This is a genomic window from Aquabacterium sp. T101 (genome assembly GCF_057219775.1).
This window is the reverse complement of record NZ_JBXVVZ010000009.1, coordinates 129,693-142,567: the sequence shown is the minus strand read 5'-3', so window position 1 is coordinate 142,567 and position 12,875 is coordinate 129,693. Positions and strand designations below refer to the sequence as shown.

Annotated in this window: 6 protein-coding genes; 4 read left to right on the top strand and 2 right to left on the bottom strand. The window is 72.7% G+C overall.

Features of this window, described 5'->3' with window-relative positions:
• Positions 1-317: 317 nt before the first annotated feature.
• The gene (locus AC2EAQ_RS18050) at positions 318-1,400 is read left to right on the top strand and encodes an integron integrase (protein ID WP_484645822.1); all 1,083 of its coding nucleotides are present in this window, start codon (positions 318-320) and stop codon (positions 1,398-1,400) included.
• Between the two features lie 58 nt (positions 1,401-1,458).
• Positions 1,459-2,904: an NAD-dependent succinate-semialdehyde dehydrogenase gene (locus AC2EAQ_RS18045; RefSeq protein ID WP_484645821.1), complete on the top strand. Its 1,446-nt coding sequence runs from the start codon at positions 1,459-1,461 to the stop codon at positions 2,902-2,904.
• Here AC2EAQ_RS18045 and AC2EAQ_RS18040 read toward each other — a convergent pair.
• Positions 2,891-5,338, bottom strand: coding sequence for a hybrid sensor histidine kinase/response regulator (locus tag AC2EAQ_RS18040; protein WP_484645820.1), 2,448 nt, complete (start codon positions 5,336-5,338; stop codon positions 2,891-2,893). The two genes, AC2EAQ_RS18045 and AC2EAQ_RS18040, sit on opposite strands and share 14 nt — an antisense overlap.
• 97 nt (positions 5,339-5,435) lie before the next feature.
• Between AC2EAQ_RS18040 and uvrA the strand changes: the two genes are divergently transcribed.
• Complete coding sequence (gene uvrA / locus AC2EAQ_RS18035) at positions 5,436-11,063, top strand: excinuclease ABC subunit UvrA (RefSeq protein ID WP_484645819.1); 5,628 nt, start codon at positions 5,436-5,438, stop codon at positions 11,061-11,063.
• Here the strand turns inward: uvrA and AC2EAQ_RS18030 are convergent.
• Positions 11,060-11,590 carry a hypothetical protein gene (locus tag AC2EAQ_RS18030; protein WP_484645818.1) on the bottom strand — a complete coding sequence of 177 codons (531 nt, stop codon included), beginning with the start codon at positions 11,588-11,590 and terminating at the stop codon, positions 11,060-11,062. The two genes, uvrA and AC2EAQ_RS18030, sit on opposite strands and share 4 nt — an antisense overlap.
• Before the next feature lie 264 nt (positions 11,591-11,854).
• Between AC2EAQ_RS18030 and AC2EAQ_RS18025 the strand changes: the two genes are divergently transcribed.
• Positions 11,855-12,874 carry a TRAP transporter substrate-binding protein gene (locus tag AC2EAQ_RS18025; protein ID WP_484645817.1) on the top strand — a complete coding sequence of 340 codons (1,020 nt, stop codon included), beginning with the start codon at positions 11,855-11,857 and terminating at the stop codon, positions 12,872-12,874.
• Position 12,875 lies beyond the last annotated feature (1 nt).

Genomic DNA, 12,875 nt, shown 5'->3' with positions numbered 1-12,875 from the left:
GGAAAACATGAGGGGAGTCCAGTCCTCGCCGAGCTGCCAGCGCCAGTGTTCGCGCAGCGAGTCGACAGCTGCCCCGCTCGGCTGAATGGTGATTTGCGACCAGGTCGCCATGTGCGGCCTAACGTGTTTTCGGGAGACTGGATAAAACCGGAGCCTGCTGCATAAAACAGCCGTCCGCCAGTGCCGCAAGTACCTGATGGGCCAAGGACTTTCTCCCGGTTGACTGTGGATTTATCCAGTATCAGACTGCGCCGTAAATCGGCCGGCTTCGCAGGTACTGCGCTGGCAGCGTGCCGATGCCGCTGCCAGGAGGCGTCATGCAGCCGGTCTCCCCCGTTCGACAGGCCGAGTGTGCCCCAGGGTTGCGCGCGGTGGGCAAGCCGGCGCGGCACTTGTCCGCACTGCCGCCGCTCAAGGCCACCCGGCTGCTGGACCAGGTTCGCGAGCGCATCCGCTACCTGCACTACAGCCTGCGCACCGAGCATGCCTACGTGCACTGGGTGCGCGCCTTCGTGCGCTTTCATGGCCTGCGCCACCCGGCGGAACTGGGCGCGCCCGAGGTGGAGGCGTTCCTCACCTTCCTGGCCACGCAGCGCAGCGTGGCGCCGTCCACGCACAACCAGGCGCTGTCGGCGCTGCTGTTCCTCTACACCAAGGTGCTTGGCCTGTCGCTGCCGTGGTTGCGCGAGATCGGCCGCCCCAAGGCGTCGCGGCATCTGCCGGTGGTGCTGACCCCCGCCGAGGTCATCTCGGTGCTGGAGCGGCTCCAGGGCGAGCATCGCCTGCTGGGCTGCCTGCTCTACGGCACGGGGTTGCGCATCTCCGAAGCGCTGCAACTTCGCGTCAAGGACGTGGACTTCGCCCACCAGGCCCTCATCGTCCGGCAGGGCAAGGGCCGCAAGGACCGCGTGGTCATGCTGCCCGGCAAGCTGCAGCCGGCCCTGAAAGACCAGCTCCGCCAGGCCCATGCGCTGTGGGACAGCGATGTTGCCTCGGGCCGCAGCGGCGTCGCGCTGCCCGACGCGCTGGAGCGCAAGTACCCCCGCGCGGGCCATGGCTGGGCCTGGTTCTGGGTGTTCCCGCAGGACCACCATGCCACCTGCCCGCGCAGCGGCGTGGTGCGCCGCCACCACCTGTACGACCAGACCTTCCAGCGCGCCTTCAAGCGCGCGGTGGAAGCCGCAGGCATCACCCGGCCGGTCACGCCGCACACCCTGCGCCACTGCTTCGCCACGCACCTGCTGCAGGCGGGCTACGACATCCGCACCGTGCAGGACCTGCTCGGCCACGCGGACGTGGCCACCACCATGATCTACACCCACGTGCTCAAGCTGGGCGGCGGCGCGGTGCGCTCGCCGCTGGACGCCCTGCCCGCGCCCGGCGCCGGAATCCACACCTGAGCCCGCGCCGGAGGACAATGGCGGCTTCCTGTCCCGAACCCGCCCCCCCGGACCCACCATGACCACTCCCGCCTACCCCTCCACCCAGCTCCTGATCGACGGCCAGTGGTGCGACGCCGCCGACGGCCGCACGCTGCCCGTGATCAACCCCGCCACCGGCGCCGAGATCGGCCGCGTGGCGCATGCCGGCATCGCCGACCTGGACCGCGCCCTGGCCGCCACGCAAAAGGGCTTTGCCACGTGGCGCGCCCTGCCCGCCATCGAGCGCAGCAAGCTCATGCGCGCCGCCGCCGCGCTGGTGCGCGAGCGCGCCGACGCGATCGCCGCGTCGATGACGCAGGAACAAGGCAAACCGGTGGGCGAGGCCAAGATCGAGGTGCTGTCGGCCGCCGACATCATCGAGTGGTTCGCCGAGGAAAGCCGCCGCGTCTACGGCCGCATCGTGCCGCCGCGCAACATGGCGGTGCAGTCGCAGGTGCTCAAGGAACCGGTGGGCCCGGTGGCCGCGTTCACCCCGTGGAACTTCCCCATCAACCAGGTGGTGCGCAAGGTCAGCGCCGCGCTGTCCACCGGCTGCTCCATCATCGTCAAGGCGCCGGAGGAAACCCCGGCCTCGCCGGCCGCGCTGATCAAGGCCTTCGTCGACGCGGGCGTGCCCGCGGGCGTGCTGGGCCTGGTGTACGGCAACCCGGCCGAGATCTCCGGCTACCTGATCCCGCACCCGGTGATCCGCAAGATCACCTTCACCGGCAGCACGCCGGTGGGCAAGCAGCTCGCCGCCATGGCCGGCCAGCACATGAAGCGCGTCACGATGGAGCTTGGCGGCCACGCCCCGGTCATCGTGGCCGAGGACGCGGACATCGCGCAGGCGGTCAAGGCCGCCGGCGCGGCCAAGTTCCGCAACGCGGGCCAGGTGTGCATCGCGCCCACGCGGTTCCTGGTGCACAACTCGATCCGCGAGGACTTCGTCAAGGCGCTGGTGGCGCACAGCCAGGGGCTCAAGGTCGGCGACGGCCTGGCCCAGGGCACCACGATGGGCCCGCTGGCCAACGCGCGCCGCCTGGCCGCGATGCAGCAGTTCACCGACGACGCCGTGAAGCAGGGCGCGCGCGTGGTCACCGGTGGCGAGCGCATCGGCGCGGCCGGCAACTTCTTCGCGCCCACGGTGCTCACCGAGGTGCCGCTCAGCGCCAAGGTGTTCAACGACGAGCCCTTCGGCCCCATGGCCGCGGTGCGCGGCTTCGACACGCTGGACGAAGCCATCGCCGAAGCCAACCGCCTGCCCTATGGCCTGTCGGGCTACGCGTACACGCAGTCGGTGCGCACGATCCACCAGTTGGCTCAGCGGGTGGACGTGGGCATGCTGTGGGTGAACCAGCCCGCGCTGCCGGTGCCCGAGCTGCCCTTCGGCGGCGTCAAGGATTCCGGCTACGGCTCCGAGGGCGGACCGGAGGCGCTGGAGGCCTACCTCGTCACCAAGACGGTGTCGATCAACTGCGCGTGAGGCCGGCGCGCGGCGCGCGCAGCCAGCGCGCCAGCGCCTGCCGCAGCGTGTCGGCCAGGATCGGCTTGGACAGGTGGCCGTCCATGCCGGCGGCCATCGACTGGCGCCGGTCCTCGTCGCCGGCATGGGCGGTCAGCGCCACGATCGGAAACCCCGGCAGCCGCCCCTGCGCCTGCAGCGCGCGCAGCTGACGCGTGGCCTCGAAGCCGTCCATCACCGGCATCTGCAGGTCCATCAGCACCAGGTCGGGCGCCGACCGCAGGCACTGCGCCACGGCGGCGCGGCCGTCCGCGGCGCCTTCGGCGTCGTGGCCGAGCTGGCGCACGAGCTCCAGCGCGATCAGCAGGTTCACCGCGTTGTCTTCCACCACCAGCACGCGCGCCGGGGCCGCGGCCGGCGCGGCCTGGGCCACGGGTTGGTGCGCTGCAGCGCCGGCCAGCAGGGCGCGCAGCGCATGGGGCGCCAGGGGTGTCATCGCCACCGCCATGTCCCGGCGGGCCGCGGCCTGCTCCACCGCAGGCAGGCTCCAGTCGGGCCGCACCAGCAGCACGACGCGGGCCGCGGGCAGCGCGGCGCGCACCGCGTCCAGATCGGTGTGCGGCGACAGCGCCTGCTCCGAGATCGCCACCAGCGACGGTGACGGCGCCTGCCGTGCGCGCTGCAGCAGTGCCTCCACGCTGCCGCAGCCGTCGTAGGACCAGCCCAGGCGCTCGATGCGCCGGCCCAGCCAGTGCACCTGCCCGTCGTCGCCGTACACCAGCCACGCATGCCCGGGCGGGACGGCGGCCGCGGGCCGCGGGTCGGGCACGTCGCGGGCCGGCCACCAGAACACGAAGCGGCTGCCCTCCGGGCCGCTGTGGGCGATCTCCACGTCGCCGCCCATCGCACGCGCCAGGCGCCGCGCGATGGCCAGGCCCAGGCCGGTGCCGCCGTGGGCCCGGGTCAGGCTGGCGTCGCCCTGGACGAAGGCGTCGAACACGCGCTCGCGCTGCGCCGGCGCGATGCCGGGGCCGGTGTCTTCCACCGTGACGACGATGCGCGAGCCGCCGCCGGCGTCGCGGCGCAGCTCGCCGCTGGCCGTGACATGGCCGCGCTGGGTGAAATTGGCGGCGTTGGCCACCAGGTTGGTCAGCACCTGGCGCACGCGCGCCGGGTCGCCGATGGCCCAGCCCGTCGGGCCGTCCCAGTCGTAGCGCATCAGCAGGCCCTTGTCGCGCACCGCGGGCATCACGGTGCGCAGCACCTCGGCCAGCGTCTCGGCCACGTCGAACGGCTCCTCGGCCAGCGTCACGCTGCCGGCTTCCATGCGCGAGTAGTCCAGCACCTCGTTGATCAGCTGCAGCAGCGCCCGGCCCGAGGTCTGCGCCACCTGCAGGTAGCGCTGCTGCGCCGGGTCGGTGGCCACCTTGAGCGCCAGGTCGGTCAGGCCGAGCAGCCCGTTGAGCGGCGTGCGCAGCTCGTGGCTCATGTGGGCGAGGAACTCGGACTTGGCCCGGCTCGCCAGCTCGGCCTGCTCGCGCTGGCGTTGCGCTTCGGCCAACGCGGCGTCCAGCTCGCGGGTGCGCTCGTCGACCATGTGGCGCAGGTGCAGGCGGTGCTGCGTCAGCTCCTCGCGGTCGAGCTGCTGCTGGTGCACGTCGCCGATCATGCCGGTCATGCGCAGGCGGCCGGTGGCGTCGAGGGCCGTGCGCCCGCGGGCCCGGAACCAGCGCCACTGTCCGTCGGCGCGGCGCAGCCGGTAGGTGCGCTCCCAGGCGCAGGGCGCTGCCATCGCGCGCTCCACCTGCTCGTCCACCCCCGCGCGGTCGTCCGGGTGCATCCACGACGCATAGGTGGCGAGGCCCGGCGCCGGGGTGCCCGGCGGGTAGCCGAGCAGGCGCGGCAGGTTGTCGCTGACGACGAACTGGTCGGTGCCCGACACGCGCTCGAAAAACGCCTCCACCGACGCGTCGAGCGCGCGCTGGAAGCGCTGCACGGCCTCGTCCGCCTCCTCGCGCGCGGTGCGCTCGGCGTGCACGTCGGCCAGCACGCCGCCCAGGCGCAGGGCCTGGCCGGTGGCCGGGTCGAGCCACACGTACCCCACCGCGCGCGCCCAGCGGTAGAGCCCGTGCACGTCGAGGTAGCGCACGTCGTAGGTGAAGCGCCCGCCGCGGCGCAGCGCGTCGGCGTAGGTCTGCTCGAAGCGGGGCCGGTCGTCGGGATGGATGCGCTCGTTGGCGCGCTCGCGGCCCATGCCGTCGGGCAGGCCGAGCACGCGGTGGAAGCCCGGCGAATGCCACATCTCGCCGGTGACGAGGTCGCGCTCCCAGTAGGCCTGGCCGGTGCCCAGCAGCACGCGCAGCGCGCGCTGCCGGTCGTCGTCGCCGGCCGTGCCCAGGACCGCGTCCCGAGGGTCGGGCGCCTCGGAGGGTGGGCTGGGCGGGGCGGCGGTCATGCGGCGGGCGCGGGTCCCCCAATATAGCGATGGCCCCTCGCGCCGCGCATCGGGAACTGCCCTCCTAGAATCTTCGGCCCTTCCCCTGGAGCCCCCTATGAGCGGCACGATCCGCATCCGCGGCGCGCGTCAGCACAACCTGAAGAACCTGGACCTGGACATCCGCACCGGCGAGATGACCGTGGTCACGGGTCCGAGCGGCTCCGGCAAGTCCAGCCTGGTGTTCGACACGCTCTATGCCGAGGGGCAGCGGCGCTACGTCGAGACCTTCTCGGCCTACGCGCGCCAGTTCCTCGACCGGATGGACCGCCCAGCCGTGGACCGGGTGGACGGCGTGCCGCCGGCCATCGCCATCGACCAGACCAACCCGGTGCGCAGCTCGCGCTCCACGGTCGGCACGATGACCGAGCTGAACGACCACCTCAAGCTGCTCTACGCCCGGGCGGCGCAGCTGTTCGACCGCCAGACCGCGCTGCCGGTGCGGCACGACACGCCGGAATCGATCTACCTCGACCTGTGCGCGCGCGCCGCGGCCGCGGGCGACCCGCGACTGACGGTGACGATGCCGGTGGAACTGCCGGCGCAGACCACGCCCGAGGAGGTGGAGCAGTGGCTGGCCGCCAGCGGCTTCACGCGCGTGCTGGCCGAGCGCGTGGTGGACGGCCGCAAGCTGCTCGACGTGGTGGTGGACCGGTTCCGCGCCGGCAGCACCGAGAAGGTGCGCGTGATGGAGGCCATCGAGCTGGCGCTCAAGCGCGGCGGCGGCCGCGTCAGCGTGCACGCCGCCAGCGGCGACGGCGAGGGCGAGGCGCAGCTGTGGCGCTGGTCCACCGGCCTGCACTGCCCGGAAAGCGACCTGCGCTACGCCGACCCGCAGCCGGCGCTGTTCTCGTTCAATTCCGCCTTCGGTGCCTGCGACACCTGCCGCGGCTTCGGCCGCGTGATCGGCGTCGACTGGGGCCTCGTGGTGCCCGACGGCCGCAAGACCCTGCGCTCGGGCGCGATCAAGCCGCTGCAGACGCCGGCCTGGAAGGAGTGCCAGGACGACCTGATGAAGTACGCCGGCGAGGCCGGCATCCCGCGCGACACCGCGTGGAGCCAGCTCAGCGAGGCCCAGCGCGAATGGGTGATCGAGGGCACGCCGCAGTGGAAGGGCCAGTGGAACAAGCAGTGGTACGGCATCCGGCGCTTCTTCGGCTACCTGGAGAGCAAGGCCTACAAGATGCACATCCGCGTGCTCTTGTCCAAGTACCGCAGCTACACGCCCTGCACCGCCTGCGGCGGCGCGCGGCTCAAGCTCGAGGCGCTGCTGTGGCGCCTGGGCAGCCGGGCCGACGCCGACGCGGTGCTGGCGCCGCAGCGCCGCTTCCTGCCGGTGGGCACCGCCTGGTCGCGCGAGCAGCTCGAAGCCCTGCCCGGCCTGGCGCTGCACGACCTGATGCAGCTGCCGATCTCGCGGCTGCGCACCTTCTTCGACCGGCTGCCCGCGGGCGACGACGCGCTGCGCCTGCTGCTCGACGAGATCCGCACGCGGCTGCGCTACCTGTGCGACGTGGGCATCGGCTATCTCACGCTGGACCGGCAGAGCCGCACGCTGTCCGGCGGCGAGGTGCAGCGCATCAACCTCACCACGGCGCTGGGCACGTCGCTGGTGAACACGATGTTCGTGCTCGACGAGCCGTCGATCGGCCTGCACCCGCGCGACATGAACCGCATCGTCGAGGCGATGCACCGCCTGCGCGACGCCGGCAACACGCTGGTGGTGGTGGAGCACGACCCGGCGGTGATGCTGGCCGCCGACCGGCTGATCGACATGGGGCCCGGCCCCGGCGAGCGCGGCGGCCGCATCGTCTACGACGGCACGCCCGAGGGCGCGCGCCGCGCCGACACGCTCACCGGCGCCTACCTCGGCGCGCGCAAGCACGTGTCCGGCGGCATCAAGCGCTTCGTCACCGACGCCACGCCGCGCCTGGTGCTCGAAGGCGCGAGCGAGCACAACCTCAGGCACATCACGGTGGAGCTGCCGCTGCAGCGCCTGGTGGCGGTGACCGGCGTGTCGGGCTCGGGCAAGAGCACGCTGATGCAGGACGTGCTGTACCCGGCGCTGGCACGGGCCTTCGGCAAGGCCACCGAGACGCCGGGCGCGCACGAGCGCCTGCTCGGCACCGACTGGCTGGCCGACGCGATGTTCGTGGACCAGAGCCCGATCGGCAAGACCGCGCGCAGCAACCCGGCCAGCTACGTCGGCGCGTTCGACGCGCTGCGCGTGCTGTTCGCCGACGCGCCGCTGGCGCGCGAGCGCGGCTACGGCGCCGGCATGTTCAGCTTCAACGCCGGCGACGGGCGCTGCCCCACCTGCGGCGGCTCGGGCTTCGAGCATGTGGAGATGCAGTTCCTGTCCGACGTGTACCTGCGCTGCCCGGACTGCGACGGGCGCCGCTACCGCGCCGAGATCCTGGACGTGAAGATCGTGCGCGGCGACCGCCAGCTCAGCGTGGCCGACACGCTGGACCTCACGGTGAGCGAGGCGGCGCGCCTGTTCGCCGACGACCGCGACGTGCTGGCCAAGCTGCAGCCCATCGTCGACGTCGGACTGGACTACGTGCGCCTGGGCCAGCCGGTGCCCACGCTGTCCGGCGGCGAGGCGCAGCGCCTGAAGCTGGCCGGCTTCCTGGCCGAGGCCGCTGCGGCGGCGCGGCCGTCGCAGCGCGTGGCGGCCAAGGGCACGCTGTACCTGTTCGACGAGCCGACCACCGGGCTGCACTTCGACGACATCGCCAAGCTGATGCGCGCGCTGCGCAAGCTGCTCGACGCCGGCCACTCGGTGGTGCTGATCGAGCACAACCTGGACGTGATCCGCGCCGCCGACTGGGTGGTGGACCTCGGCCCCGAGGGCGGCGACGCCGGCGGCGAGCTGGTGTTCGCCGGCACGCCGGAGGACCTGCGCGCCCACCCCACGTCGCACACCGGCCGCGCGCTGGCCGAGTACGAGACCGCGGTCGGCACGGTGCACCGGGTGGAGGAAGGCCGGCCGCTGCAGGCGGTGGTGCGCGCCGCGCGCGCGGCGCGCGACGGCGACGAGGCGATCCGCATCGTCAACGCGCGCGAGCACAACCTGAAGTCGATGGACGTCGACATCCCGCGCGGCAAGTTCAGCGTGGTCACCGGCGTGTCGGGCTCGGGCAAGAGCACGCTGGCCTTCGACATCCTGTTCAACGAGGGCCAGCGGCGCTATCTCGAATCGCTCAACGCCTACGCGCGCAGCATCGTGCAGCCGGCCGGCCGGCCCGAGGTGGACGCGGTGTACGGCATCCCGCCCACGGTGGCGATCGAGCAGCGCCTGTCGCGCGGCGGGCGCAAGAGCACGGTGGCCACGGTGACCGAGGTGTGGCACTTCCTGCGCCTGCTGTGGGTCAAGCTCGGCATCCAGCACTGCGCCAAGGACGGCACGCCGGTGCTGCCGCAGAGCGTGGAGAGCATCGCGGCGCAGCTGCTGCGCGACCACCGCGGCCAGCACGTGGGCCTGCTGGCGCCGCTGGTGGTGGCGCGCAAGGGCGTCTACACCGACCTGGCGAAGTGGGCCAAGGCGCGCGGCCACTCGCACCTGCGCGTGGACGGCGAGTTCCTGCGCGTGGACCCGTTCCCGCGCATCGACCGCTTCAAGGAACACACCATCGAGCTGCCGGTGGGCGACCTGGTGGTGGACCCGGCGCGCGAGGCCGAGCTGCGCGAGCTGCTGACGCGCGCGCTCGACCTGGGCAAGGGCGTGATGCACCTGCTCGCGCCGCTGGACGGCCTGGCCGGCGCGATGGACGCGGGCGCGTCCACCGCGGCGCTGGGCACGCTGAAGGTGTTCTCCACCAAGCGCGCCTGCCCCACCTGCGGCACCAGCTACCCCGAGCTCGACCCGCGCCTGTTCTCCTACAACAGCAAGCACGGCTGGTGCCCGGGCTGCGTCGGCACCGGCCTGGCGCTCACGCGCGAGCAGCGCAAGGCCTTCGACGACTCGGTGCGCGAGGACGACGCCAAGGGCCGCGAGCAGAGCTTCCCGAGCGAGGAGCCCGAGGTCGAGGGCCTGGCCGGCGCGCCCTGCACCGAATGCGGCGGCGCGCGCCTGAACGCGGTGGCGCGCGGTGTCACCTTCGGCGGCGAGCCGATCGGCACCGTGGCCGGCTGGTCGGTGGCCGACGCGCGGCGCTGGGTGCAGGGCCTGTCGATGACGGGCCGCGACGCCGAGATCGCGCGCGACGTGGTGGCCGAGGTGAAGAGCCGGCTCGAGTTCCTGGAGCAGGTGGGCCTGGGCTACCTGACGCTGGACCGCGCCGCGCCCACGCTGTCGGGCGGCGAGGCGCAGCGCATCCGCCTGGCAGCGCAGCTCGGCAGCAACCTGCAGGGCGTGTGCTACGTGCTCGACGAGCCCACCATCGGCCTGCATCCGCGCGACAACCGCGTGCTGCTGGACGCGCTGGCCACGCTCGGCAGCAAGGGCAACACGCTGGTGGTGGTGGAGCACGACGAGGACACGATCCGCCGTGCCGACCACCTGATCGATATCGGCCCGGGTGCGGGCAAGCGCGGCGGACGCGTGGTGGCGCAGGGCAGCGTGCAGGCCCTGGCCGACACGGCCGAATCGGTGACCGGCCGCTTCCTGGCGCGGCCGCTGAAGCATCCGCTGCAGCCGCGCCGCGGCGGCGCCAGCGCCGCGCTGCGGCTGCGCGGCGCCGCGCTGCACAACCTGCAGCGGCTGGACGTGGACGTGCCGCTGCAGCGCCTGGTGGCGGTGACCGGCGTGTCCGGCTCGGGCAAGAGCACGCTGGCGCGCGACGTGCTGCTGGCCAGCGTGGCCGCGCTGGTGGGCAGCCGCGGCAAGGCCGCGCCCACCGGCTGCGACGCGGTGGACGGCTGGCAGGCGGTGGACCGCGTGCTCGAAGTCGACCAGACGCCGATCGGCAAGACGCCGCGCTCGTGCCCGGCCACTTACATCGGCTTCTGGGACGCGATCCGGCGCCTGTTCGCCGACACGCTGGAGGCCAAGGCGCGCGGCTACGCGCCCAACCGCTTCAGCTTCAACACCGGCGAGGGCCGCTGCCCGGCCTGCGAGGGCCAGGGCGTTCGCACCATCGAGATGAGCTTCCTGCCCGACGTGAAGGTGCCCTGCGAGAGCTGCCACGGCCAGCGCTTCAACCCCGAGACGCTGGCCGTCACCTGGCGCGGCCGCTCCATCGGCGACGTGCTGCGCATGGAAGTCGACGAGGCGGTGGAGTTCTTCGCGTCGATGCCGGCCATCGCCCACCCGCTGCGCCTGCTGCAGGACGTGGGCCTGGGCTACCTGACGCTGGGCCAGCCGAGCCCGACGCTGTCCGGCGGCGAGGCGCAGCGCATCAAGCTGGTGACCGAGCTGAGCAAGGTGCGCGACGACGTCACGCGGCGCGGCCAGAAGCCGCCGCACACGCTGTACGTGCTGGACGAGCCCACGGTGGGCCTGCACATGGCCGACGTGGAAAGGCTGATCCGCGTGCTGCACCGCCTGGTCGACGGCGGCCACAGCGTGGTGGTGATCGAGCACGACCTCGACGTGGTGGCCGAAGCGGACTGGGTGATCGACCTCGGGCCCGAGGGCGGCGGCGCCGGCGGGCGCGTGGTGGCCGCGGGCACGCCCGAGCAGGTGGTGGCGCTGGGCACCCATACCGGCGCCGCGCTGGCGCCGGTGCTGGCCCGGGTCTAGACGCGCCGGCCGGGCATCACGTCCGAGCGCTGCGAGGCGGCGCCGGTGATCAGGCCGAGCGCGCGGCACTGCAGGGCCACCGCGTCCTCGTGGTCGCCGAGGCGGTCGAACAGGTCCGACACGCGCAGCAGCACGGTGATCTCCCACTGCGGGTCGGTGGCGTGCTGGGCCAGCCGGGCCGCCTCGAACGCATGGTCGCGGGCGGTGTCGCGCAGGCGGTGCGCGCCGCGCGCCTCGTCCTGCTGCTCCAGCCGGCCGGACCGCTCCAGCGCCAGTTCGGCCAGCATGCACAGCGCGTCCACGCTGGCGTCGGCGGCGCCGAGGTGGCGCGCCACGGACAGGCCGCGCTTGGCGTACCAGTCGGCCTCGGCCAGCGCCCCCACGGCGCGGTGGCAGCGCGCCACCTGCGCCAGTACCTGGCTCAGTTGCGCCGGCTCGCCGGCGGCCTCGGCGGCGTCCAGCGCCGCCACGGCAGCCCGCAGTTCGTTGCGGGCGGCGTCGTCGGCAGCAGGGGTCGGATGGGTCATGTCGGCAGGCCTTTTGGTTCGATGGATTCATCCTAGGCAGGCCCGCTGCAGGCGCCTTCCCCGCAGGCCGGGGTGTCCCCACGAGCAAGGGGGGCCGACCGGGGTGCCGGGTGCGACCTTCATCACGGATCGACCCGCAGTTGTGTCCGCGCCTACACTGGCGCGCTCAAGGAAAACCACGGCCTGCCCGGCACCGGCCCCCACGGACAATCGTGCCGACCGGCCCGCCGGGCCCACACGAAACCGCTCTCCAGGAGATCCGCCATGACCCTGCCCGCCCTCCGCGCCGTTGCCGCCGCCGCCCTGCTGGTGTCCGGCGCCGCCACCCAGGCCCAGACCGTGCTCACCGCGTCGAGCTGGCTCGGCCCCACGCACACGCTGTCCGAGACCCAGAAGGAGTGGTGCGCCCAGCTCGAGCAGAAGACCACCGGCAAGGTCAAGTGCAACATCCTGCCGCGCGCGGTGTCGGCGCCCCCGGGCACCTTCGACGCGGTGCGCAACGGCCTGGCCGACCTGTCGTTCACGGTGCAGGGCTACACCCCGGGCCGCTTCGTCACCACGCAGATGGCCGAGGTGGCCTTCCTCGGCAACTCGTCCGAGTCGGTGTCGGTGGCCTTCCAGCGCGCCTACAACAAGTACCCGGCCATCGCCGCCGAGCACCAGGGCGTCAAGGTGCTGGCGGTGTTCACGCACGGCCCCGGCATCGTGTTCAACACCAAGCGCCCGATCGCCAAGGCCGACGACCTGGCCGGCCTGAAGTGGCGCGTCGGCGGCGGCATGGTCAACGAGATCTCCAAGTCGCTCGGCATGAACGTCACGCTCAAGCCCGCCCCGGAAAGCTACGAGCTGCTGTCCACCGGCGTGATGGACGGCACCCTGTTCCCGGCCGAGTCGGTGGAATCGTTCAAGATCGACAAGGTGATCAAGCACGCCACCACGTTCCCGGGCGGCCTGTACAACACCGCGTTCGTCTTCATGATGAACCAGGCCACCTACGACAAGCAGCCGCCGGACGTGAAGAAGGCGATCGACGAGCTGTCGGGCGAGTACGCCGCGCGCATGTTCGGCCGCGGCTGGGACAAGGTGGACCGTCGCGGCTACGCCTTCATGCAGGCCGCTGGCGTGCAGTTCACGCAGGCCGACCCGGCCTTCGTCAAGGCGGTGCAGGACAAGGTCGGCCCGGTCGAGGAGCGCTGGGCCGCGGCCGCCGAGGCCAAGGGCCTGAAGGACGCGAAGAAGGTGCTCGCCGAGTTCCGCGCCGAGATCAAGAAGCTCGAAAAGTAAG

What these genes read in the sequence shown, in the direction of transcription:
- AC2EAQ_RS18050 (WP_484645822.1), top strand. Translation starts at nt 318, where the DNA reads ATGCAGCCGGTCTCCCCCGTTCGACAGGCCGAGTGTGCCCCAGGGTTG.
- AC2EAQ_RS18045 (WP_484645821.1), top strand. Translation starts at nt 1,459, where the DNA reads ATGACCACTCCCGCCTACCCCTCCACCCAGCTCCTGATCGACGGCCAG.
- AC2EAQ_RS18040 (WP_484645820.1), bottom strand. Translation starts at nt 5,338, where the DNA reads ATGACCGCCGCCCCGCCCAGCCCACCCTCCGAGGCGCCCGACCCTCGG.
- uvrA (WP_484645819.1), top strand. Translation starts at nt 5,436, where the DNA reads ATGAGCGGCACGATCCGCATCCGCGGCGCGCGTCAGCACAACCTGAAG.
- AC2EAQ_RS18030 (WP_484645818.1), bottom strand. Translation starts at nt 11,590, where the DNA reads ATGACCCATCCGACCCCTGCTGCCGACGACGCCGCCCGCAACGAACTG.
- AC2EAQ_RS18025 (WP_484645817.1), top strand. Translation starts at nt 11,855, where the DNA reads ATGACCCTGCCCGCCCTCCGCGCCGTTGCCGCCGCCGCCCTGCTGGTG.